At 52.7% G+C, this 23,544-nt stretch carries 17 protein-coding genes, 1 tRNA gene and 2 pseudogenes; 6 read left to right on the top strand and 14 right to left on the bottom strand.

The features are described 5' to 3' along the window. Nucleotides 1-4 precede the first annotated feature (4 nt). Nucleotides 5-1,240 carry an MFS transporter gene (locus tag A4308_RS09445; RefSeq protein WP_023332295.1) on the bottom strand — a complete coding sequence of 412 codons (1,236 nt, stop codon included), beginning with the start codon at nt 1,238-1,240 and terminating at the stop codon, nt 5-7. A gap of 205 nt (nt 1,241-1,445) precedes the next feature. Between A4308_RS09445 and A4308_RS09440 the strand changes: the two genes are divergently transcribed. Both A4308_RS09440 and A4308_RS09435 read left to right on the top strand, forming a co-directional pair. Beyond that, nucleotides 1,446-1,808 (top strand): type II toxin-antitoxin system RelE/ParE family toxin, encoded by a 363-nt coding sequence (locus tag A4308_RS09440; RefSeq protein WP_045281668.1) that lies wholly within the window; start codon nt 1,446-1,448, stop codon nt 1,806-1,808. After that, entirely contained in the window at nt 1,796-2,095 is a 300-nt protein-coding gene (locus A4308_RS09435; RefSeq protein ID WP_014882863.1) for a helix-turn-helix domain-containing protein, read from the top strand. The genes A4308_RS09440 and A4308_RS09435 overlap by 13 nt, the downstream gene beginning before the upstream one ends. 110 nt (nt 2,096-2,205) lie before the next feature. Here A4308_RS09435 and pheP read toward each other — a convergent pair whose 3' ends face one another. The 7 genes from pheP to A4308_RS09400 form a co-directional block, all read right to left on the bottom strand. After that, complete coding sequence (gene pheP / locus A4308_RS09430) at nt 2,206-3,594, bottom strand: phenylalanine transporter (RefSeq protein WP_023332293.1); 1,389 nt, start codon at nt 3,592-3,594, stop codon at nt 2,206-2,208. Between the two features lie 102 nt (nt 3,595-3,696). Next, nucleotides 3,697-5,670, bottom strand: coding sequence for a PhoX family protein (locus tag A4308_RS09425; RefSeq protein ID WP_045281669.1), 1,974 nt, complete (start codon nt 5,668-5,670; stop codon nt 3,697-3,699). Nucleotides 5,671-5,797: 127 nt separating this feature from the next. Further along, nucleotides 5,798-7,981, bottom strand: coding sequence for a TonB-dependent receptor (locus A4308_RS09420; RefSeq protein WP_049011072.1), 2,184 nt, complete (start codon nt 7,979-7,981; stop codon nt 5,798-5,800). 177 nt (nt 7,982-8,158) lie between these two features. Next, on the bottom strand, nt 8,159-9,181 hold the full coding sequence (locus A4308_RS09415) for an ABC transporter ATP-binding protein (protein ID WP_023332290.1): 1,023 nt from the start codon (nt 9,179-9,181) through the stop codon (nt 8,159-8,161). Nucleotide 9,182: 1 nt separating this feature from the next. Next, the gene (locus A4308_RS09410; protein ID WP_045281670.1) at nt 9,183-10,757 is read right to left on the bottom strand and encodes an ABC transporter permease; all 1,575 of its coding nucleotides are present in this window, start codon (nt 10,755-10,757) and stop codon (nt 9,183-9,185) included. A gap of 24 nt (nt 10,758-10,781) precedes the next feature. After that, on the bottom strand, nt 10,782-11,798 hold the full coding sequence (locus A4308_RS09405) for an iron ABC transporter substrate-binding protein (protein ID WP_014882857.1): 1,017 nt from the start codon (nt 11,796-11,798) through the stop codon (nt 10,782-10,784). Nucleotides 11,799-12,491: 693 nt separating this feature from the next. Beyond that, nucleotides 12,492-13,466, bottom strand: a complete 975-nt coding sequence (locus A4308_RS09400; protein ID WP_071890811.1) for an acyltransferase — start codon at nt 13,464-13,466, stop codon at nt 12,492-12,494. 492 nt (nt 13,467-13,958) lie between these two features. Here A4308_RS09400 and A4308_RS09395 point away from each other — a divergent pair, with 492 nt between their 5' ends. After that, the gene (locus A4308_RS09395; RefSeq protein WP_045281671.1) at nt 13,959-15,065 is read left to right on the top strand and encodes an acyltransferase family protein; all 1,107 of its coding nucleotides are present in this window, start codon (nt 13,959-13,961) and stop codon (nt 15,063-15,065) included. Nucleotides 15,066-15,431: 366 nt separating this feature from the next. On the opposite strand, the gene A4308_RS09390 is transcribed toward A4308_RS09395, so the two are convergent. Beyond that, nucleotides 15,432-15,508, bottom strand: a tRNA-Arg gene (locus tag A4308_RS09390). A 278-nt stretch (nt 15,509-15,786) separates the two neighbouring features. Here A4308_RS09390 and A4308_RS09385 point away from each other — a divergent pair. The 3 genes and pseudogenes from A4308_RS09385 (at nt 15,787) to fimZ (ending at nt 18,670) form a co-directional block, all read left to right on the top strand. Beyond that, nucleotides 15,787-16,485, top strand: coding sequence for an EAL domain-containing protein (locus tag A4308_RS09385; RefSeq protein ID WP_045281672.1), 699 nt, complete (start codon nt 15,787-15,789; stop codon nt 16,483-16,485). Between the two features lie 24 nt (nt 16,486-16,509). Next, a pseudogene (locus A4308_RS09380) lies at nt 16,510-17,225 on the top strand (helix-turn-helix transcriptional regulator). An 812-nt stretch (nt 17,226-18,037) separates the two neighbouring features. Further along, a complete protein-coding gene (fimZ, locus tag A4308_RS09375) occupies nt 18,038-18,670 on the top strand; it encodes a fimbria biosynthesis transcriptional regulator FimZ (protein WP_023332276.1) in 633 nt (210 codons plus the stop codon). A 51-nt stretch (nt 18,671-18,721) separates the two neighbouring features. Here the strand turns inward: fimZ and sfmF are convergent, their stop codons facing one another. The 5 genes and pseudogenes from sfmF to fimC form a co-directional block, all read right to left on the bottom strand. Continuing rightward, a complete protein-coding gene (gene sfmF, locus A4308_RS09370) occupies nt 18,722-19,243 on the bottom strand; it encodes a fimbria assembly protein (protein ID WP_023336843.1) in 522 nt (173 codons plus the stop codon). A 9-nt stretch (nt 19,244-19,252) separates the two neighbouring features. After that, nucleotides 19,253-20,260 carry a type 1 fimbria D-mannose specific adhesin FimH gene (gene fimH / locus A4308_RS09365; protein WP_014882846.1) on the bottom strand — a complete coding sequence of 336 codons (1,008 nt, stop codon included), beginning with the start codon at nt 20,258-20,260 and terminating at the stop codon, nt 19,253-19,255. Then, on the bottom strand, nt 20,253-20,597 hold the full coding sequence (locus tag A4308_RS22740; protein ID WP_231867153.1) for a FimD/PapC C-terminal domain-containing protein: 345 nt from the start codon (nt 20,595-20,597) through the stop codon (nt 20,253-20,255). Before A4308_RS22740 ends, fimH begins: the two co-directional genes overlap by 8 nt. Then, nucleotides 20,580-22,768: pseudogene (gene fimD / locus A4308_RS09360) on the bottom strand (outer membrane usher protein FimD); the annotation flags it as partial. The pseudogene fimD and the gene A4308_RS22740, both read right to left, overlap by 18 nt. A gap of 59 nt (nt 22,769-22,827) precedes the next feature. Next, nucleotides 22,828-23,520: a type 1 fimbria chaperone FimC gene (gene fimC / locus A4308_RS09355; RefSeq protein ID WP_014882844.1), complete on the bottom strand. Its 693-nt coding sequence runs from the start codon at nt 23,518-23,520 to the stop codon at nt 22,828-22,830. Between the last annotated feature and the right edge of the window lie 24 nt (nt 23,521-23,544).

The following is a 23,544-nucleotide window of genomic DNA, read 5'->3' as shown; positions in this document are numbered from 1 at the left end:
AACATTACGCCTTGTCATCGTCATACCTGAACGTGAGAAGGAAAATCAGCGCGATCGCCGCGGCAGCCACCGCCGGGATCCACCAGAATGTCACCCATGCCTGCGGCACGGTCTGCCCGGCCACCAGACGGTTATAAAGCGCGCCGGAAATCTGAGAGCCCAGCAGCATGCCGATGCCGTAGGTGAACATGACAATCATGCTTTGCGCCTGTCCTTTCACCTTTTCACCCGCCACGCGGTCGGTGTAGATAAAGCCGACGACGAAGAAGAAATCGTAGCAGACGCCGTGCAGCAGGATCCCCAGGTACAACAGGATGCGTCCTTCCTCGCTAACGCCCAGCGCGAACATGGCATAACGCACGAACCACGCCAGCATGCCGATCAGCAGCATGACTTTCACCCCCAGACGGCGGAACAGCAGCGGAATGACCAGCATGAAGAAGATCTCTGACATCTGCCCGAAGGACATGGCGGTGCTGACGTCTGCAATACCGGCATCCGCCAGATACGAGGCGGTATAGGCGTAATAGGTGCCAAGCGGGACGGAGATCAGCATCGCGCAGACGGAGAAGACAAAGAAATGGCGGGTTTTGAGTAGCGCAAAGGCATCGGCACAAAAGAGATCGCGCACCTGCACCGGTAGCCCTTTCGCTGGCGCTGGCGTGTGCGGCAGCGTCAGGCTGTAGAGTGCGAGCAGCAGGGAGCTGGCTGCCGCCACCTGAAAAATGGTGACGCTGGACGCCACGCCGGTCACGCCGATGAAAATTCCCGCCACGATCCAGCCGATGGTGCCGAACACGCGCACCACCGGGAAAGTTTTATCCACGTTCGCCAGGCTGTGAAATGCGATGTTGTTGGTCAGCGCCAGCGTTGGCATATAGCAGAGCGTGTAACCAAACAGCAGGCCAATCAGCAGCGCGCCGTTTTCGGCAATCAGCGCCCCCGGCACAAACCAGAGGATTGCCGCGCCCGCCAGGTGCATCACCGCCATCACCTTCTGCGAGGCAAAGAAACGATCCACCAGCATGCCGAGCACAAACGGCGAGAGAATGGAGGCGATGGGCCCGGCTGAGAACGCATCGCCAATTAACAGAGACATGTTGTGCCGGGTCATCACCAGGCCAAGCGTGACTGACCAGCTACCCCAGATGAAAAACTGCAGAAACATCATCAACGACAGACGCGGCACCAGCAGCCGGTGCTGTGTTATCGCCTTTTCACTACTTTCAGTTGACACCATGATAAGCCTCACCCGGAAAAAGTAATCGATTACAAATGACAGCAAATAAAAAGTAATCGATTACAAAATAAAGATCCTGTGGATCGAAACAAAATTGGGAGGGGGGTCACGATAAAGGTCGATGTATGACAAAACGAGGCGTTCTGATTGTCACTATAGCCTAAAGGCTATAAAATAATATAGCGAGGAAGCTAAAGGAGAAACGATGTGGAATGTCGAGACAACGGACATATTTGATCAATGGTACTTCGAACAAACAACAGCATTAAAAGAAGATGTGCTAGCGATGATGCATATTCTTGCTGAGTTTGGCCCAACGCTTGGGCGGCCATACGTAGATACCGTGAAGGCTTCAGCCTATGCGAACATGAAGGAATTACGGATTCAACATGCGGGAAATCCCATCAGAGCTTTTTTTGCTTTTGATCCTGACCGTAAGGCAATTGTGCTCTGTGCTGGAGACAAAACCGGTTGCAATCAAAAACGGTTTTATAACGAAATGATTACGCTGGCTGACGTTGAGTACAGCAGACATCTGGCGGATAAGGAGGCCATATGGCAACGCTAAAAGAACTCATGGCACAACAGAGCGCGGAAAGTCAGGAGCGTATTGCGGCTAAAGTTGATGTAATACGAAGAATTGTTGCCCTGAACCAACTGCGGGAAGAGCTCAATATTTCGCAGACAGAACTGGCCGCGGCAATGGGGGTAAAACAACCCACTGTGGCAAAAATCGAACAGCCGGGAAACGATCCCCGGCTTTCAACACTCAAACGCTATGTCAGTGCGCTCGGCGGTGAAATGAGCATTGATGTGACGTTACCGAATGGGAAACGAATAGCGTTTCAGATTTGATATTGCACATTCAAAGCCGGGTAGCGGCTTCGCCTGACCCGGCCTACAAAATAATAACGGCCCAGAACATGTAGGCCCGGTAAGCGCAGCGCCACCGGGCGAAAAACGTGCTACTTTTTACGGGATAATTTAAACGCAATAAACAGGAACACCACCCACACTGGCAGCAGCATCGCTGAGAGACGCATCTCATCCATCGTGCACATCAGCACCAGAATCAGCCCCAGGAACGCGATACAGATATAGTTCCCTGCCGGGTAGAGCAGCGCTTTAAACTGCGTCTCGCGTCCCTTGCGTCGCATCGCCGCACGAAAGCGCAGGTGCGCCAGGCAGATCATGATCCAGTTCAGCAGCAGCGTGGCGACAACCAGCGCCATCAGCAGGCCAAATGCCGCTTTCGGCAGCAGGTAGTTGATCAGCACCACTAATGACGTAATCGCGCCGGAAAGGAACAAGGAATTAATCGGCACACCGCGACGGCTGACGCGGGTCAGGAACTTCGGCGCGTTCCCCTGTACGGAAAGGCCAAACAGCATACGGCTGTTGGAGTAAACGCCACTGTTATAGACCGAAAGCGACGCCACCAGAATGACGAAGTTCAGCGCCGACGCCACCACATTGCTGTTCAGATCGTGGAAAATCATCACGAACGGACTGCTGTCAGATTTCACTTCCACCCATGGATAGAGCGCCAGCAGAACCACCAGCGAGCCGATGTAAAACAGCAGAATACGGTACACCACCTGGTTGACCGCTTTTGGGATACTTTTATGCGGGTCGCGCGCTTCGGCAGCAGTAATACCAATCAGCTCCAGCCCGCCGAAGGAGAACATGATCACCGCCAGAGAGAGAACCAGTCCTTTCCAGCCGGTTGCCAGAAAGCCGCCGTGCTGCCAGAGGTTATCAATGGTTGCCCGCTCGCCGCCATGACCGGAGAACAGCAGCCACAGGCCAAAGCCGATCATCCCGATAATCGCCAGTACCTTGATCAGCGCAAACCAGAACTCGGTTTCGCCATACAGGCGCACATTGATGAGGTTAACGGCATTAATGATGATGAAAAAGGCCGCCGCCCAGATCCACGTCGGGACATCCGGGAGCCAGTACTGCATGTAGATGCCTGCGGCGGTCAGTTCGGCCATCCCCACCAGCACGAACATCACCCAGTAGTTCCAGCCGGAGAGGAAGCCTGCAAACGGGCCCCAGTATTTGTAAGCAAAGTGTGCGAAGGAGCCTGACACCGGCTCTTCAACGACCATTTCGCCGAGCTGGCGCATGATCAGGAAGGCGATAATCCCGGCGATGCCGTATCCCAGCAGTACTGCAGGGCCAGCCATTTGAATGGCGGGGCCGATGCCGAGAAACAACCCGGTACCAATCGCGCCGCCGAGGGCAATTAACTGAATATGTCGATTTTGCAAACCACGTTGCAGCGTCGGATTCTGATCCGACGAGGCTTCAGCGCTACCATGGCCTGAAGCGGATGACGCGTCTTTCACGCCCTACCCCTGTCTCTTTTTTAGAAGGGGCACGTTTTAACACTTCATGCTGGTGGTAGCAAGTTTAACGCCGGGCCAGCGCATGCGCCCGGCGGATTAACGTCACGACCCGATGATCCCGCCGTCCGCTTTGACGATCACCACCGTTGACGAACGCGGGCGTCCGTTCGGGCTGGCGTCCGGCCAGTTAGAGACGGCACGCGGATTGGCCGGGTCGGTAATGTCATCCCCGCCCTCTCCCGGATGCTGAATATTGATAAACAGCGTCCGGTTGTCCGGCGTAAACGCAATACCGGTGATTTCACACCCACGCGGGCCCGTCAGGAAACGACGAAACTCATTGCTGCCCGGAATGGTGGCCACCATCTGGTTATTGCCCATCCCCTCATACGCTTTTTTGTTGATCGTGCTGGAAGAGACGTCGGTCTGGATCCACAGAACGCCCTGATGATCGAACGACAGACCATCCGGGCTGCCGAATGCCGCCCCCTGCATAGAGCCTTTGGCCTTCGGATCGTCGCTGTCTGTGCGCCCGCCCATGACCAGAATATCCCATTTAAAGCGTGCGGCGGCAGGATCGGCCCCCTCTTCGTGCCAATGCATAATATGACCAAACACGTTATTAGCACGCGGGTTGGCGGCATCGACCGGGGCTTTCCCCTCTTTACCGCGATCGCTGTTGTTGGTGAGCGTACAGTAGACGCTGCCGCTGGCGTGCGGATCCACGGCTATCCACTCCGGGCGATCCATTTTCGTCGCCCCCACCACGTCAGCCGCCAGGCGGGTTTTAATCAGCAGATCGCCCTGGTTTTCAAAACCGTGGCTTTTATCCAGGCCATTCTGCCCGAAGATCAGCGGCAGCCAGTCGCCGCTTCCCTCTTCGTTGAACCTGGCAACATACAGCGTGCCCGAGGTCAGCAGTTGCATATTGGCCTCACGGTTCGCAGGATCGTATTTTTTGTCAGAGACGAATTTATAAATGTACTCAAACTTCTGATCGTCCCCCATATAGACCACCACGCGATTATCGGCGGAGAGCGTAACGGCGGCCCCCTCGTGCTTGAAGCGGCCAAGTGCGGTGTGCTTGCGCGGTGTGGAGGTCGGGTCGTAGGGGTCAATCTCTACCACCCAGCCGAATCGGTTAGGCTCGTTAGGCGTTTTATCGACGCTAAACCGCTCATCCACCTCGTTCCAGCGGTAAGATTCGTCGCTGTCGCTGATGCCATAGCGCTTTTCCAGCGGATTGAGATCGGTTTTTTTCACGAAAATATCCGACCAGTTCTCCTCGCAGGTGAGGTAGGTGCCCCACGGCGTGTGGCCGTTGGCGCAGTTTTGCATGGTGCCCAGCACGCGCTCCCCCTGCGGGTCGGCGGCGGTTTTCATTAAGTCCTGATGCCGCGCCGGGCCGGTAAGCTGCATCGGCGTATTGACGGTGATACGGCGGGCATAAGAAGACGGGCGAACCACCTGCCAGTCACTGCCCGTTTTTTTCACTTCCACCACCGACACGCCCATCGCGTTCTGTCCCTTACGGGCTTTGTCGAGGTTCCAGTTCCCCATACCGTCCGTAAACAGCATCCCGTTGTCGATGTATTCATGGTTCAGCGCCAGCAGACCATGTTCCGGGTTTTGCTCCCCCTGCGGCAGGCTAAACCACGCCATACCGTCGTGGTGCATCCCCGCCTGCACGGCCTGTTCGTCGGTCGTGTTGCTGGCATCCGGCTTAAATGCCGGCATGTGGTCTTTGATGCCCGTCGGGTCACCCCAGCGATAAAACGGGCGGGCAATATAACCTTCCGGCACCCTCACCGTATCGTCCGTGGAAACGGGAATACTGGTAAACCCAAGCGACACCGCTTTTGCCAGCGCGGACGGCTTCGATACCGCGGCAATGGCGCTATCAGGTTTGATCAAAAAGGGAAAGGAAACGGCAGCACCCGCCACGGCGCCCATCTGGAGAAAACGACGGCGGGAGAGGAAAACCTCTGCAACCTCGGAGAAAACCGGGTTAGCGCTGCGGTTAGTGATGTCGTCGCGATGTTCTTTTTTAAAAACGGATTTGAGGGGTCTGCCCATAGCGGCTTCCTGTCATTGGCCAAGAGGTAAGGAGTTGGCGAACAGTGTAAGAAGCTTTTGTTACAATTTTATAACAGGATAACGGCGGGATTGGGGCGTCCCTGCCCCGGATAACGAGGTGGAACGCTTAGAACTCGTAGCCCACCGAGACCTTAAAGGTTCGCGGTTCGCCCTGAGTGATGTAGGTACCGGAATCGTCCACGCTGGCCCAGTAGTTTTCATTGGTCACGTTGTCGATGCCTGCGCGCACGGTCATCTGGTTTGCATTGTGGTTTAACGCGAAGCGGTAGCGCATGCCCAGATCCAGCGTGGTATAGCTGTCCAGCTTTTTGCTGTTCGCGAGATCGGCATACTGCGTGCCCGAGTGGTTCACGCGTGCGGTGGCGGTCAGGCCGTCAACTGGCTTGATGTCGTACTCTGCCCCCAGCACGGCATAGAAGTTCGGCACGCCAATCGCATCGTTGCCTTGATTCACGCCGTTTTTGGTTTTGGCCAGCTCGGCCTGCAGCCAGGTGGCGCTGGCGTTCAGGCGCATCCCGAGCATGGGCTCGCCAAAAACATTGAGCTCTACGCCACGGTTACGCTGTTCAGCGTCCAGGCCGTAGTGATTGTCATCGTCGAGGATCGCCGATGGCATTTTGATCTCAAACAGCGCCAGAGAGCCGCCCACGCGACCAAAGTCTGCCTTCAAGCCGATTTCATTCTGTTTAGAGTGAACAATACCGGTGCTTTGACCGTAGTTGGTAGCGGTGTCCGGCGCGGTTTTTCCCGGCTGCAGCGCTTCGGTGTGGTTGGCGTAAAGGGAAATCTGCTCCCACGGTTTATAAACCACGCCGTAGGTTGGCATCCAGCGGCTACCGTCGAAGCCGTCCGCGTCGTTTTCTGCACCGGTAATTTTGTTATACCCGCGGATGACCACTTTCTGATGACGCGCCCCCGCGGTGAACAGCAGCTTGTCGTCCAGGACGCCCAGCGTATCGCTCAGCAGCCAGCCCTGAGTACGGGTGCGCCCGCTGGTTAGCGGATCGCTGTATTTGCCACCTGATCCATTGAAGTTGGAGCTGTCCGGCATATCAACGCCGGTGTTGTGGTAGATGTTGGTGGTCGGGTTATCCTTCGTCTCCGACATTTTCCACGCGATTTTTTCGTTTTTGGTCGTCGCCGAATACCCCACGTTCACCTTGTGCGACACAAAGCCGGTAGTGAAATTCCCGCGAATGCCCGCCATGCCGCTAACGGAATCGCTAATGCGGTTAGTATCCAGACGGCTGACCGTGGCTTTGCCGCTTTTGTCCAACAGCTTCGGCGCGCTGTAGATCCCTTCTTCGTGCGCGTGCTGCGCGCCCAGGCCGGTATAGGCGGTCCAGTTATCGGTGATGTCGTATTCGCTGCGCCACATCCCAAATTCGTTTTCGATGTTGCTATAGGCCCACTTCTGGGAGAAGTTACGATCGTTTTTCGGCGGTTCAGGCACGAAATCCACCGCCGAGATGTTGACGCTGGTCGGGCTGCCGTGGAAGGTTTTCTTTTGATAGCCCAGATCCAGGGAGGTGCGGACGTTGTCGCCGTTGTAATCAAGACCGGTGGAGAGCAGCGTGGTGCGGCGACGGTCGTTTGGTACGCCGGTTTCCCCTTCACGGTGGACCAGGTTCACGCGCGCGCCGAACTGGTCGCTGTCACCAAAGCGACGGCCTGCATCCAGCGTGGTGCCAAACTGCGAATCTGAGGTGTAATCCACGCCCACTTTTGCCTGCGGGGTATCGCCCGCATGTTTCGGCTCAAGATTGATCATCCCGCCCACGCCAGAGCTTGCCGCGCCGTTCATCAGCGCGTTGGCGCCTTTGAAGATCTCAATGCGGTCAACCATCTGCGCATCCACCACCTGACGCGGCAGTACGCCGGACAGCCCGCCAAACGTCATGTCGTCGCCGTCAAACTTCAGGCCACGAATGCGGTAGGTCTCCGCGCTGTTACCGTATCCCTGAACGTACTGCACGCCCGCATCGTTGGCGACCACGTCAGCGATGGTTTTCGCCTGCTGATCTTCCACCAGCTTCGAGGTGTAGCTGATGATGTTGAACGGCACGTCCATGGCGTTCTGCTGGCCCAGCATCCCCATGCGCCCGCCGTTCGCCACCTGCCCGTCAAGAAAGGCCGGTACCAGCTGGTCGCCGCCGGGTTTAAAGTCGCTGGCAGGTGCAGCCTGCACAACAAGCGTATCTTCTTTTTTATCATCCGCCGCCTGGACGGAATGTGTCACCGCCCCAATGGCGAGCGCCAGCAGCGTTTTGTGTATTTTGGTGTTGTCCATCGTTAACTCATTTGAAAGTGCGCGAAAAAATGACCCGTTGTCGGGCCTTAGAATGTATTAACTGCAATGCAAATGAGAACTATACGCATTATCTATGCATTGGCAAGCGTCACGCGTTCATGAAGGGAGGTAATGAGGACGATGGGGAACAACCACCCCGTTTTGGGGTGGTTATGATTATAAAACGCGCGCAGTGCCCGTCACATCAATGCGTACCGCCGCGCCCGGGTGCCAGCCCGGCTGACTGACGGTCCTGAGGATAATGGGCTGTTCATGCCCGGCTAATACCAGCGTCAGCGTAGACAGCTGACCGGTGAAGTCGACATCAAGAATGGAGACCGGGCTTTCATGAGGCGCACATGCCGTCACGCGCAATTGTTCAGGACGCATCATTACCCGGCCCTCTCCTGTTGCATGCGGATTGTCCGTCGGCACCTCGCCCAGTGCACACACGGCGTAACCCCCAGCGAGCTGAGCAGGCAGGATCACGGCATCGCCAAGAAACAGCGCCGTCTCTTCGTCAACGGGACGGGTATAGACGTCATAAGGCGTTCCCACCTGCGTGAAGCGGCCAGAACGCATCACGGCAACCTGCGTGGCAAAAGACAACGCTTCGTTCTGATCGTGGGTGACCAGAATTGAGGCCACGCCCGCTTCCGCCAGCAGATCGGCCGTTGCTTTACGCGTCATGGCGCGCAAGCCGGTATCCAGCGCCGAGAACGGTTCATCCAGCAGCATCAGCGAAGGACGCTGGGCCAGCGCACGGGCAAGCGCCACGCGCTGCTGCTGTCCGCCGGAAATCTCATGGGGCCAGTGCGTCGCGAGCTGCCTGTCGAGAGAGACCATCTCCATCAGCACCTCAACGCGCTGGCGCTTCTCATGGCGGGTACCGTTCAGCCCCCAGGCAATGTTATCTGCCACGTTGAGATGGGGGAACAGCGCGCCCTCCTGGGGCACAAAACCGATCCCGCGCAGGTGAGCAGGAACAATATGATTTTCATCAAACAGCGTTTTTCCCTGCATGACAATGCGGCCGGTATCCGGCGTCTCAAACCCGGCGAGAATACGCAGCAGCGTGGTTTTCCCCGACCCGGAGGGGCCGACAATCGCCGTGCGGCTCCCCGGCGCAACGCTCAGGTTTAAGCTGTCGAGCACCTGCACGTCCGAAAACGATTTTGAAATGGCGGTTAATTCAAGCATGTCATAGCCCTGCAATTTTTTTCGACTGCATATAGAGAATGGCGGTCAGCGGGAGTGAGATCAGAATCATCAGCATCGCGTAGGGCGCGGCGGCCACATAATCAATTTCACTGGTCAGCGCCCAGAATCCGGTGGAGAGCGTGCGGGTTCCCAGCGGCGAGAGCAGCAGCGTGGCGGTCAATTCGTTGCTGACGCCAAGGAATACCAGCGCGGCGCCTGCCGCAGCGCCCGGTGCGGCCAGCCGCAGGGTAACGCTCCAGAGCGCTTTCGCAGGCGTGCTGCCCAGGCTGCGCGCCACGTTTTCCAGCTCAACCGGCGCCTGGGCAATCCCTGCCCGCAGGTTAATGAGCGCGCGGGGCATAAACATCAGCAGATAGGCCAGGAACAGGGTGATTTCCGTCTGATAAATGGGGCGAGCGTAATGAATAGTGACCGTGACCAGCGCCAGCGCGGTGACAATGCCCGGCAGCGAACTGGTGATGTAGATGCACCCTTCCAGCATCCGGAAAATACGGTGCGGGTAGCGGATCCCAAGCCACGCGATGGGGATGACGCACGCCGTCGTCAGGAGCGCTCCGCCCACGCCGAGTATCAGCGTCTGGCGCAGGGAGTGCCAGAGATCGGCGTTCATCCAGTTTTGCACGCCGCCGAGCCAAATCCAGCGGCACAGGACAATAAGCGGCACGCCCAGCGCCAGCATGACCAGCGCGAGGAAAAACAGCTGTCCCAGCGCAGCCGCCGCAGGCTTCAGCGGCCAGCGTTTCTGTTCACGTGCCGCGCCAGCGCCAATGCGTGCATAGCGCGCTTTCCCGCGCGTCACGCCTTCCAGCACTAAGATCGCCAGGCAGCATAAGGCCAATACGCCCGCCAGCATGTTCGCTGCCGGGCCGCTGAAGGTGGACTGAAACTGGTCATAGATGGCCGTTGTGAAGGTATCAAAACGGATCATCACGTACAGACCGTATTCCGCCAGTAGGTGCAGCGCCACCAGCAGCGCGCCGCCGCAGATAGCCAGTTTTAGCTGCGGCAGCACCACGCGGAAAAAGACCCGCCACGGCGGGGTGCCGAGCGAGGCGGCCACATCTTCCAGCGTCGGGTCAAGACGACGCAGCACCGCCGCAACCGGCATATAAATAAACGGATAGTAAGCTAAAACGGAGAGGAACACGCCCGCGGAAAGGCCATGCATCGAGGGAACCACGCTCACCCAGGCATAGCTTTGCACAAACGCGGGGATCGCCAGTGGGGCGACCGCCAGCGCGGACCAGATCCCTCGCCCGGCAAGCTGCGTGCGCTCCGTGAGCCAGGCGATCGCCATGCCTGTCACGATACACAGCGGTACCGCCAGCGCCGTCAGCCACAGCGTGTTGCTGAGCAGTTCAGCAACACGTGGGCGAAATACCAGCGCCCTAATCGTTTCCCAGCCCGTCTCAACGCCTATGGCAATGATAAAACCCAGGGGCAGAAGTGCCAGTAAAGAAAAAAGGACAGCTAACGCTACCATCGGCAGTGCGGGACGCCTGCGGCCAGGCTCCCGCACGCTGTTTTTGCCGAGGTCGAGACTCAGACCAGACATAAGACCTTCACTTCACTCTCAGGATCACAGCAGACCGGCTTGCGTCATCAGCTCGATAACTTTTTTACTGTTGAGCGTTGAAGGTTCAACTTTCGGTGCATCCAGATCGTTCAGCGGGACCAGTTTCGGGTTAGAGGCCGCGTTCACGCCCACCGCATATTCAAAGGCATTGTTGGTGCGCAGGCTTTCCTGGCCCTCTTTACCGGTAATGTATTTGATGAATGCCTGGGCCTGCGCTTTGTGTTTGCTGGACGCCAGCACGCCACCACCGGAAAGGCTGACGAACGCGCCCGGATCCTGGTGTTTGAAGTAGTAGAGTTTGGTGTTTTTGCTGTTCTCACCCGTTTTGGACTGATCGACAAAACGGTAGTAGTGATAAATCACCCCGCCATCAATCTGGCCGGCGTTGACGGCTTTCATCACGGTGCTGTTGCCTTTATAGGCAACGAAATTCGCTTTCATCGCCTTCAGCCATTCCAGCGTGGCTTTTTCGCCTTTAAGCGCCAGCATTGCGCTCACGATGGCCTGGAAATCCGCGCCTGACGGTGATGCCGCCCAGCGGCCTTTCCACTCGGGTTTGGCCAGATCCATCAGCGACTTAGGCAGCTGCTGTTCGCTCAGTTTTGCCGGGTTATAAACGAATACGGTGCTGCGGGCGGCAATGCCGATCCAGCGGCCATGCGCCGGGCGGTACTCTGCCGGTACCTGCTTCAGGGTGTCTGCATCCAGCGGGGCAAACAGGTTAGCGTTATCCACCAGAACCATGGACGGTGAGTTTTCCGTCAGAAATACGTCTGCAGGTGATGCGCTGCCTTCCTGAACCAGCTGGTTACCCAGCTCGCTGTCATCGCCGTTACGCAGCGTGACCTTAATGCCGGTCTCTTTGGTAAAACCGTCAACCCACGACTTCACCAGGTTTTCATGCTGCGCGTTGTATACCACAATGCCTTCGCTGTTATCAGCGGCAACGGATTGTGTGGAAAGGAAAAGCGATGATGACAACAAGGCAAGCGAGAAGCAGGACAGCAGGCGAGAATTCATGAACATATCCTTAATAGAGCAACGGGAATAATGACGCATAGCGTTGTGGGACAGGATTAAAGCATACAAAAACGCTAATGATAATTAGTATCAATCCAGTTTAAGCGTAAAAGTGTAAAATTTCTTTTTTGCGGGGAGTGAAGTGATAAAAATCCAGATTTAAAAAACGGATTAATTAAAGATTAAGAAAACATTAAGACAACACACTACAAAATATTATTAGCCTTCTATTTATTACGTCGTTATTTATATGACAATTTAAGATTAAAAAACGTTCACCACTGGCGCCGATAAGCATTGTGACGTAGTCAGCGCTATACCACGCTGCAAGCGCGTCTAGGTTGCCGCCATATCCTCTCAGGAGGCTATGATAAAAAAGCGACCGGCTGGTAGTTTCGCATGTGGTGATAGACGTTAAGAGGATTGTCCGAAAGACAGACGAGGCAGGATTGATACCTCTCAGTAAAGCTGGGATATGCTTCAGTGCAAATATTGCAGAAAGGGGCGTGACGAAATGGCACGGCTTGCAGGTGTTTTGACCCGAGGTCTGTGGCTTAGATGTTGTTTTAAATTCCTTTTATGAATCAGTTACACGATCACAACGATGCTCACCTGTCTCATCCTCAAAAAAGCCTTGCAAAACGACGCAAGGCTTTATAACTCCATAAAACACCAGAGCAGATTCCCTGGTTTTTATTTTATACCAATTCCGTTTAGTTTATTGAAAAACGCAAGGCAATACTTACTAATACACATAAGAACAAGCAGTGATATTGAAAAACCTAAAACCAACATTTCCGATGAGAATATATGCATTCGGAGATACCCGGAGGATTTTCCTAATATATATATAACGAGAGGGTGTATTAAATAGATACCAAGAGAATACTTTTCCCCAAGATATGATAAATAATTGCTCTTCATTTTAATTTTTGCACATAACATCAGTAAAATAATTGATGCGGGTATGCATGCTAAAGGGAATTGTCTTTCTCCGTGTGTACCGTCAAAGTATGAAAATGCGATGTAATACTCGCCTCCCATTGCCATTAAGCATACCACAAAGCACAAAATCAATTGTATATTATTCTTGGGAATTTGCACTCTGCCAGAACCAATACACCAACCAATGTAAACCAAAGCAAATCCAGCAAGATATCTGAAAACATAGAAAAACCACACCTGTGCACCGAATGATTTAATCGCATCTCCAAACCAGCACATAAAAATAATAAAGACGGATAAAACTAATGATTTCCTATGCGATAAGTTTGACCTGGCAAATCCAAATATTATAAGACCAGCAATGAGAGATCCAATGAACCACAAATGACCATACAAGCCGTAATGAACAGTATCTTGAGAAAGAACTTTATTAAGTGTTTTTAATATATTTTCACCACTTTGAAAATACACAACAGGTAAATATATTACTGAACTAAAAAACAAAATAGATATTAGCTTGTTTACTCTCTTAAGTAATGCCCCTGCATCACTATTTCCTATTGTATAACCTGATGCAAGGAAAAAGAATGGCACAGCCCAACGAGTCATTACCCTTAATGTTTCTCCCCAGGGAGCAGAAAACTCGGAATAATTTCCTACATGAACGGACACAATGAAGAAACATGCCACTATTTTAGCTACGTCAAGTGCGTAGTTGCGCATTTTATGTACACCGAATTGAAAATTGTCCGTTGATGCTACAAATCTTTGCTTTTATAAGCAAATAATCATAACGTCCGTGCGTACAGATCATCAAATGCTGCTGGTATAATTTTCCCGAAAGGAGAAAATTTACACAATTTAGCTTAAGCTAGCACTCTTAACAGCACCACAACCTGAAGTGCTGTTAAGCTTTTGAACACTGGCTCCATACGTGATGTCATTAAATCTTATGATGCAAGGATGTTGCGTACTCCTGCTATTGCTTTTATCACTCCTCCTGAAGTGTGACGAGTAGTGTTGAACACTGACTCTACGGGTATTTCCTACTTACCGAAGAAGTAAGGGCTCTGCGAACCTGCGCCATTGACTCACCATCTTTTTGCCATTCTTGTTGTTATAGTAGACCCAGTAATCATCATGATGCTAGACTCATCGCCAGTCTTACTAGCGAAATGTTCCGCACATATTTATCAATTATTTAAGTGATTACGGATGACTGAAAATCAGCAGAAAATTTACTTTATAGAGGTCCTAAGAGGTATCGCACCACTTCTAGTAGTTGGATATCATGCTGCAGGGCCCCTTGTTAATGCGTATGCGTCATTCCCAATGTTAGGTCTTGACATTTTCAGGAATGGGAATATTGGTGTAGATATATTCTTTATGATTAGCGGCTTTATTATTTGCTATGCAACCCAAAAGGTTGAGACCAGGCCATTGCTATCATTTGTTATACGAAGATTTTTTAGAATTTATCCATTATTTTTATTTTGCTTGTTATTTGTATGGTTTTCTTATTCCTCATGGAAGCCAGCAAGTGAATTCATAAAATCAGCCTTTCTGCTACATTCAAACTACTCTCTAAGAGCGCCTTTTTTTGGTTATAACATGCTTTACCCTGCATGGACAATTTCATACGAGATATTATTTTACTCTATCTTCCTGATCGGAATGGCATTTAGTCATAAATGGCGCGCTCTGATTACGTCTCTTATAATATTAACTTCAATGTTAGCAATTCAGCTACACTTCAAAAGTAGTATTTCTGTTTCAGGTGATTTTTCAGCATATTCAGTTGAGATGGGAGCATTTGCACCAGTGTTTACAATGCTTGGCTCCCCGATGTTATTAGAATTCATTTTGGGAATGTTTTTGTTTTTTGTCTTTAGAACGTTTGGGGAAATAAAAAACAACGCCATTAAGTTCACGATGATATCCACCTCAGTAGCTGGCATTTATCTTCTAATACATATAAACACCAAGTTACATGGATTCACAGATAAAGGTCTAATTGCAGCATTCATATTCATATCAATGATGATTGCAGAAATGAGTGGCGCAAAAATGTCTTTCAGAATCACTAGATTCTTTTCCAACATATCTTATTCATTATATTTAACACACTCCATTGTATTAAGTTTATCATTAATGTACATAAAGAGTATCGGATACACTGAATATCCAAAAGGTTTCCTATTCTTTGCGTTATTGATGGGCACATGCATTTTAATTTCTTATTTTTCACATATTTTTATAGAGAAACCGTTTATATTGTTAGGTAAGAGATTATTAATTAATATAACCAGAAAAAAAATATAAAAACCATAGCCCACTTAGTGGGCTTTTTATTCCTACCCAGCGCATTTGATATAATTACTGATTAGTGAAAGAATCTTGATTACAGAATTATGAAAAAAACTCGTAAGGCTCACAGAGTATTACCATTATCCAGAACAGCATGTTCAGAAATATTTGCGATAAGTTGTCCAATCATGTCTGCCGGCTACAGAATCAAAAAAAACCGTAGTGATATTTGAACATAGCAGTCATTATCCTTGTCAGGCCCCCACCCCCTCCACCAAGCTCGCATGAAAAAGAGATGCTATATATTTGTAAAAATTGGACAAATACAACACAACAGAGAATAAGGTTGTCTTGAAACTGATACGAGTGTCTGATGCTAAATGGCACGCCCTGTAGGATTCGAACCTACGACCTACGGCTTAGAAGGCCGTTGCTCTATCCAACTGAGCTAAGGGCGCACTGAGAAGAGTGAACTTCGTGGCGGTGAAACGCGAAGAATTATACGGTCAATGGCAGGTGAGTCAATGCCTTTTCCGCTTTCAGAGGCAATTACCGCTAGCCGATTGTAAATACGGCTATTTTCTCAACATTTCTCGCTGTTTCACCTTAAAATTTAGCGCTGCGAAAAGGCTTAGTTGCATTTAAGTAACGCCTGCTGTTTTCCTGAACGTCAGCTCGTCACACTAGAGCGAGGTATCCCGGCCGCCTGGAGGCTGACAGACAACAGGATAATGGAGTGACAGCGCAAAACCCGTTCGATACGCCCCCCCGATTACAGTCTATTTCTCAGGACATCGTCGGCATCAAACTGGAGCCTATCGTCGCCCTCAACGCCCGGCGCCGGGTCGGCGTGGAGGTCCTGAGCGTCTTGTCCGACACCGAGCATAGCGAGGACTTCTTCCGCCATCAGTCGGCAGACGCCTCTTTGACGCTGCTTGAAGCGCAGCTGGCCGCATTAAAAAATACCCCGCACGGCAATAATCTTTTTATTAATCTGCCGATAACCGTGTTGACGGCACCTGCGCCTTTTGTGCGGCTCATCAATATGAAAACCGCGCCGCTGAATATTGAGATTGTCGACCTCCCTCTCTTTCTGGCGCTCTCCGCCGCACAGAAGCAGAGCGTCGTTAACAACCTGCGGCAACTTCAGGAACGGGGACACACTATCTGGCTGGATGATATCGACGAAACTATCATTCAGCCGTTTTTATTTTGTCGATTACCGTTGAACGGCATCAAAATCGATAAGAACGCATTCTGGCGTTTACGCGCCACACCTGCACTGAGGAAACTGGTTTCACTTTGCTTTCAGCTGGCCGGAAGCGTACTCATCGAAGGTATTGAGACTGAACGCGATCGTATCTGGGCACTGCAGGCGGGTGCCGATCTCGGCCAGGGATATTACTGGCCGTCCTGGACATGGCCGGAGGATTAACACGCCATTTCCAGGAGGGAGGCCATGCGAATGACAGTGCGCCGTTACCGGCGGCGGCGTACAGGAAGTGATGCACTGGGATTTACGCACTCACCTTTTGCCCCCCCTTTTTCGACCGACTCGAGTTTTTGAGCCAGTCCATCAACCAGCCCCGAAAAACCGATGCCCCGTTTATCATCCTGGTAACGGAGGACAATTTTTTGCGCTCCGGTTTTCTCAATGGGCAGTTTCCGCTAAGCAGCTGTTGCGACTTCACGTCGCTGGACGATGCGCTGGGTGCGCAGAGCCAATGGCCCTCGGCCCGTCTGGTAGTGGATATTGAAAGCCGTTCCACGGGGCTGATTGATCAGCTGGATCAGTTAAGAAGACATAGCCTGTATCCCCCCTTCCTGACGCCGTGGCTGCTGATCCGGGCTGATAATTATGACGCGCGTCTCTTCTGCAAAGCGGCAGGTCCTTTTCATGTGCTCGAACGTCAGATGAACGCAGCAGGGTTTCAGCACAGCCTGATGGAACCCCGCCCCCTTCAGGGCTCCGATAGAGACTGGTTCTCGCGCAACGAATGGCCCATTTTGCAGGAACTTGCCCGTGGCAAGACGTTACGACAGATTGCCCTTCTGCAGAATCGTCCCTATAGCCGCATTATCTATCGCCTCAGCTGCATCCTGATGAAGCTCGGGCTGAGCCATCGCCAGGAATTGTTACACCTTCTTAATAACCTCTCAGACTGCTCGTTTTAACTTACGTCCTAACCCCTTATTTCCTAAAGCGCTTTAAGAATTTACTTAGCCATTATGTTAATTTAATGTTAAATAATAACAATAAAGTCGATTTTATAACTATTCCTAATTTATGGCCTTGAACCATGTGAAATGTCACAGATTGAATCAACTGCAGCACTTTCCTCCATCCGTTAAGTGAATGCAGAAGGCGTTAACGAGATGATAATGATGTAAAAACAAGCAGCTTCCCTTTACGCACCAGGAGCGGGAAGCGAAGCTGGCAGCACGTTCTCCTGTACGATCCTGGAGCGACGTTGATATCGCTTAAGGACTTTCAGATGAAGGTCTGAGGCCCTGAGAGGGCACTTTTTCGCCTCCTATTCTCAAGATCCTGCCTGAAATCGAGACGCCATTTCATTAACATTTTTGCAACATAAAGAGACATCTGTTATTTTTTGTTATTACATAAAGATGAAAAGATGCGGTAAATGGGATACCAGGATAATTCCGCTAAATTTAAAAAGGAGGCCATTCAGATCCAGAAGATAATACAAACCAATAAGCGGAACGTAATTTACAGGGTTTTCGGAAAAAACTTACCCTGTATAATAAGATGCGTATCAAAATTGAATAAGAAAAACCTTTTTGCCAACACCAGCCAAATGAGACGACCGCGCTGAGGCAGAGTTCTTTTCATTACGTAAACAGGGATGCTTTCGCTCTTTCCAGGGAAATACTACGGTATAGGGATCTGCTCATTATATCCTTCCGGCATTTCGAGAGTTTTACAAAACTCTACATAACGCTTTTAACAATCTGAGGCATTAAAAATGAAACCGGCATCCGTTATCATTATGGACGAACATCCTATCGTCAGAATGTCGATAGAAGTCCTGCTACAGAAAAATAAGAATATCATCGTCAAGCTTAAGTCTGGCGATAGCCATGAAGTTCTTGACTGCATCCGCAATCACCCTATCGATTTGGTGATCCTTGACATTGAACTTACGGGCACAGATGCCTTTGCTTTACTTAAGAGAATCAAAAACTTAAATAAAGAGATTAAGGTTCTTTTCTTATCATCTAAATCAGAACTGTTTTACGCCGGACGTGCCATTCGCGCCGGGGCCAACGGCTTTGTCAGTAAACGAAAAGATTTGGGTGAGATCTACAACGCCGTAGAGATGATCCTGATGGGCTATTCTTTTTTCCCGTCGGAGACGCTGAATTTTATAAATCATATGGGGTCGGGAAAGGGAGAGCTGGCAGATATGCCGTTATCGAATCGCGAGGTTACGGTATTACGTTATCTGGCGAATGGGCTGTCCAATAAGGAAATTGCGGAGCAATTGCTATTAAGCAACAAGACCATTAGTGCGCACAAATCCAATATTTATTCCAAGCTGGGGGTGCAAAGCATCGTGGAATTAATTGATTACGCTAAAGCACACGAACTGCTATAACCTGAATTCACTCCCTGCAGTTTATCTGAGCTGCAGGGAGTGCGGTCAGTGCTAATTATAATTAATCATGAAGGTCGCATCAGCATCAGCCTTTCCGGGCTGAGGGTTATCGGCAGTAGCAATATAATTGGCATAAAATGACAGTGTCGCATTCCCCTGCGCATCGACCGTGACCGGCTGGCTGGCCTGCTGGAGATCCAGACGCGATTTATCCGCATCCCTGATCTCGACGGCGACGCGGCTTGCCGTGCTGGCGTCGTTCAGTGCCAGCAACCCGCTGTTGCTCCCGTCAGCTTTACCGGAAAACGTAATGGACGCGGCCCCTGGCGGACAGCCGGTCAGTTTCAGCGTAAAAGGCATGGGCTGCGTGCGGCTCCCGGTAGTGCTGAGCTGCTTCGTGGGCCAGGTGCCCAGCGTGACGGTTTTGTCACTGTCGTTCCCCTCGGCCACGCAGGTAAAATCGACGATATTGCCGTAGAGCTGAATGTTAATTTCGCCCAACGCGGTTTCCGCCTGAGCCTGTGTGCAAAGCGCAAAGAGCGCTACGGTGATAAAACGGATCCCGTTTCGCATATCGGCTCCTTAGTCGTAATCCACACGCAAATACCCGCGCGAGGTAAAGCGCCCTTCCGCGGGCTTATTGCCCGTCACGCTCACTGGCCAGACCCGGATCCCCACCTGCGCCTGCGCGCTGTCGTCCAGACGGAACGGAATTTTGCTCGTCAGGTTGTTAGGCGTTAACGGCGTACCACTCTCGTTGGCAATGATGAACCCCACATCCGGGTTATCCGATACCAGTGCATTACTGGAGACCTTTTCAGCCTCAACGCGCATCGTCAGCATGGCATTCGCCTCGACGTTAGTGCATTTAATCGCGATGGTTTTACTCTGCGATGAAACCCCTTCCGGCTTGTTACCCGCGCCCGCTTTGCTGAACAAGGAGGCGCCAATGTCCCCGAAATCAAACTCAACCACATTACCGGCATTGATTGCGCAGCTTTGCGGTACCTGAATGGTTCCGCTGTAGCTGATGGTATAGACCGGTGTGGTTAACGGGTCAGAGGCGGTCGTAGTCACGTAAACACGGAACATCGTGGCACGCGGGATCACCACCATGTTGATAAAACGCCGGGTCACCTTAAGACGGAAAACCAGGTTGGAATCCTTAACGCCAAACGGTTTGTTTTTTGAGACGTTCGGATGGCTCCCCATCTGGATATAGTTTTGCGGGGGGTAAAACTCGCCAGCATAGCTGTCCGTGATTTTCATGGCCCCATCCAGATAGTCGTTAAGCTTCAGATACTGGTAGCGATCGCTGGTCCCGGTGATCGGGTAATCGGTGACGTAGCTGCGTCTGGTGGTATTGCCGGTCGTGCCCTTCGGGCAGACGGCATTCACCCCCACCCATTGCGATTTTTCGCTGAGGGTCACAATCTGACCCACCTGGTTATTCGAGCTGTTGAATTTATCCGTCAGGTCGTAGTACACCTCTGTCGGCACGCCATTTTCGTTGACGCACACGGTCGCCAGTGCGTCTGACGCGGGCAGTAAAGCCAGAAGTGATAAAGCAAAAATGTGGATTTTAATCACAGCGGATCCCCTTAAGTGTGATTGCCTGTTGCAGGCTCTTTTCAGGCAAGCTGTAAGGCGCATGGCACTGGGACTGTGCCCCGTTCCCCCACTGGATCAGCAGTTCGCCTTCGAGCGGCAGCCCACTCAGGTAAATTTGCCCGTCATCCCCCACCATGCTGGTCACGCCACTCTGGGTTTCACGCACCACGGCGCCGAACGGCACGGGCTGGTTACCACGTGTGACGGTCAGCAGGGCACGCACGCCAATACGGGTGTCAAAGCTGGCGCGCACCAGTGCGCCTTTGGTCGGCACCACGCTGCTCACGTTATTTTCGATATCGGTGTTGTTGCTCATGGTATTGGTATCCAGCGCCACGCGGTTATAGCGATAGACGGTGGCATACGGCATCACCGCATAGCCGCGCCAGTCGGTCTTCACGCCGGTCTGGTTTTCCACGCTGACGCCTGATGCCCCCGGGGCTTTGATCAGCACGTTAGTGTCGCCCAGCGGCTGGCTAAAGGTCACGCCATCAGCATGGCCGACCACCCCGCCGGAGAGCTGCCAGTTGAAATCGTGCTGATCGCGGGAATAGTTGTAGCCCACCCCCAGCGTGCCGTAGGTTGCCTGCCAGTTGGCGCTGGCGCTTCCGCTTGAGCCGTTGGTGCTGGCGTGTCCCTGGGTCACGCTGTAGTTCAGGTTGCGGTCCTCCAGCAGCGTGCCGCTGACGCCGGTTTGCCAGCTGGTATCACCCTCACTGTTTCGGCTGGCGGATGCCGTGGCGTAGGCGCGGTCAATCGCGCTGTCCCGGCGATAGCCCTGACGGGTAAACAAGCTAAACGGCACGGAGACGTTGAACGACGCGATCCGGTCAGTCCCGTCGATACCGACGGATTTGTTCCACGACCACGAGACGGAATAGTTGATCCCCTTCACGCCCCCGCGTAACCCAGCTGATACCAGAGGTTCGTTTCGTCCGTCCCCCAGTAGGTTTGCTCACTCCCGGAAATATAGACCGAGCCGTAATCCCCCAGTGACTGAGAGACGTTGAGCTGAAAGCGGCCTTTTTTGTTCCACGTCAGGTTGTGATAACTCTGTACGTCAGGCACATCGTTACCGTCCTGATTATCGGCATACTGATAGCCTTCCATTGAGCGCCAGGCGACATCATCCAGGGTGTAAAACCCTTTGGTGGAGTAGCGGTAGCCCAGCAGCTGGAAGTTGGTGCCGAAGCCGTTGAGCGATTTGGCATAAAGAAAACGCAGCGACTGCCCTTCGTGCTTGCTGTCGTCCGCGAGCTGGCTGCGGGCATGAGTGATATCGACCGATACCGCGCCCCAGTCACCGAGGTTTTTCCCGGCCCCGACGGCCAGCGCGGTATAGCGTGACGCCAGCTGCGTACCGCCATACAGGGTAAAGCCGTTGGCAAGACCGGTCACCAGGGTGCCCTGGGTGAAGAACGGCGTATCCTGGTCGCTGTTACCGCTGCGATAGTCCCCCGCCACGAGATCGTATTTCCAGCGCCCTTCTCGCTGCAGCAGCGGGACGGTGGAATACGGCACGGTGTAGCGCTGCTGGCTGCCGTCTTTCTCTTCCACCGTCACCTCCAGGTCACCGCTTGAGGAGGTCGGGTTAAGATCGGTGATGGCAAAGGCACCAGGCTGAACGTAGCTTTGATAGATAACGTAGCCGTTTTGACGCACCACAACTTTGGCTGGCGTCCTGGCAATACCGCGCACGGTCGGGGCGTAGCCCTGCAGGCTGTCCGGGTACATGCTGTCGGACGAATAGAGTCGTCCGCCGCGAAAACCGACGCTGTCGAAAACATCATTCCCGGTATTGCTGTCGCCCAGCACCAGTTCGCTTTTGAGCGGGATAACGGTGCGCTGCGCCCAGGTGCCAATATTCTCCCACTCACTGTGCCGCTGCCCGTTATTCTGGGTGTAACGCCATGCGCCGTTGTTACGTAAACGCCAGGCACCATAGTTCAGCCCGCTCTGCAGGTTGAGATAGTAGCTGTCGTCTTCGCTTCCCCGGTTGCCCGTGAAGCTGTAGTTCACCAGGGCGGCGGGAATACCTTCATCCCACTGTTCGGGCGGGATGTAGCCGCGCGCACTGTTTTGCATCGCCACCTGCGGCAGGCTGACGTTCAGACGCTGTGAGGCAAAGTTAAATACCGTTTCGCTGCCGGGAATGGCCGTGGTCAACGGAACGCAGGTTTCGCCCTGCACGTTAGCCAGTTCGGGAAACGCCGCAACGTTGACGCCAAAGCGATCGAGCATCGCGCGCGTAATGCACGGGGTCAGACCGCCCGCCACCGGTGGCATATTCTCAGCCTGCTCAAAACGCACGTCCTGAGTGCCGATAAACTCATCGTTACGCCAGATATCCACGCGATAAACGCCGGGTGCCTGCTGGTGTCCTTGTTCAAAACGCGACAAATCCGCCACGCTGGCAGTATCGTCAGACAAGAAGGCCGGGTTGAAGTAGCTTTCGCTCCAGCCAGCCTGGGGCCAGAGCGCGGCCATCAGCGCCAGCGCAACCGGGCAGTAACGTCCCTGATGGTTTTTCATCGCCCTGTCTCTGCTCACAGGTTGACGCTACGCGCCGGTGTAATGGCACCGTAGTCGTTCACGCTCTGCCATGAGAGCGTACCGCTGGCACCGGCTGGCAGCACCTGCTGAGCCGAGTTTTTCGGTGCCACCATCAGGTTCTCCAGCGTCTGACCGCCCAGCTTCAGGTTGACCAGGGTGATGTAGTAAGGAGACGCATTGCTGACCTTGAGATGGTTACCAACGCGCTCAAAACGCAGTTGAGAGAGTGCCTCTTCTGGCTGCATCGCAAGATTATTCGGGCGTACAAACAGTTTGATACGTGAAAGGATCGCCAGCTGCAGCACGTTATTGTTTTCTGTTTTTGCTTTGTTCACTGACGGGATCGCCTTCACGTTCATGTAAAAGAGCGACTCGCGATCGGCGGGCAGCGCTGGCCCGGCGTAAATAATACGCAGCGTGTTTTCACTGTCCGGCTCGCTAACAAACAGCGGCGGCGTGACGGCAAAGGTTTTCTCCTTCTGCCCGTTTGCATTTTCGATCCACGCGTTAATTAAATAGCGTTCTTGTTTATTGCTGTTGGTGATCGCCAGCGACGTTTGCTTCGCATCCGCCGGGTAAATAACGCGTGTGGCCCCCAGCGCAATACCGCCGGAAGCATTCGCGCAAGTAGAAACCATCATTAAAATAAACGATAACATCAGTCCTGGTTTAATTAGCATATTCATCAAAACCGTACCTTTAATAATGTG

This window comes from Enterobacter sp. ODB01 (assembly GCF_001623605.1).
Classification (GTDB): domain Bacteria; phylum Pseudomonadota; class Gammaproteobacteria; order Enterobacterales; family Enterobacteriaceae; genus Enterobacter; species Enterobacter kobei.
The sequence above is the reverse complement of the archived record's forward strand: the minus strand, read 5'-3'. Positions and strand labels throughout refer to the sequence as shown.

Excerpts from the sequence above, each read along its gene's own strand:
- A4308_RS22740 (WP_231867153.1), bottom strand. The coding sequence starts at position 20,597 with ATGAGCAACAACACCGATATCGAAAATAACGTGAGCAGCGTGGTGCCG.
- A4308_RS09445 (WP_023332295.1), bottom strand. The coding sequence starts at position 1,240 with ATGGTGTCAACTGAAAGTAGTGAAAAGGCGATAACACAGCACCGGCTG.
- A4308_RS09440 (WP_045281668.1), top strand. The coding sequence starts at position 1,446 with ATGTGGAATGTCGAGACAACGGACATATTTGATCAATGGTACTTCGAA.
- A4308_RS09435 (WP_014882863.1), top strand. The coding sequence starts at position 1,796 with ATGGCAACGCTAAAAGAACTCATGGCACAACAGAGCGCGGAAAGTCAG.
- A4308_RS09395 (WP_045281671.1), top strand. The coding sequence starts at position 13,959 with ATGACTGAAAATCAGCAGAAAATTTACTTTATAGAGGTCCTAAGAGGT.
- A4308_RS09425 (WP_045281669.1), bottom strand. The coding sequence starts at position 5,670 with ATGGGCAGACCCCTCAAATCCGTTTTTAAAAAAGAACATCGCGACGAC.
- A4308_RS09400 (WP_071890811.1), bottom strand. The coding sequence starts at position 13,466 with ATGCGCAACTACGCACTTGACGTAGCTAAAATAGTGGCATGTTTCTTC.
- sfmF (WP_023336843.1), bottom strand. The coding sequence starts at position 19,243 with ATGCGAAACGGGATCCGTTTTATCACCGTAGCGCTCTTTGCGCTTTGC.
- A4308_RS09410 (WP_045281670.1), bottom strand. The coding sequence starts at position 10,757 with ATGTCTGGTCTGAGTCTCGACCTCGGCAAAAACAGCGTGCGGGAGCCT.
- fimC (WP_014882844.1), bottom strand. The coding sequence starts at position 23,520 with ATGAATATGCTAATTAAACCAGGACTGATGTTATCGTTTATTTTAATG.
- A4308_RS09420 (WP_049011072.1), bottom strand. The coding sequence starts at position 7,981 with ATGGACAACACCAAAATACACAAAACGCTGCTGGCGCTCGCCATTGGG.
- A4308_RS09405 (WP_014882857.1), bottom strand. The coding sequence starts at position 11,798 with ATGAATTCTCGCCTGCTGTCCTGCTTCTCGCTTGCCTTGTTGTCATCA.
- A4308_RS09415 (WP_023332290.1), bottom strand. The coding sequence starts at position 9,181 with ATGCTTGAATTAACCGCCATTTCAAAATCGTTTTCGGACGTGCAGGTG.
- fimZ (WP_023332276.1), top strand. The coding sequence starts at position 18,038 with ATGAAACCGGCATCCGTTATCATTATGGACGAACATCCTATCGTCAGA.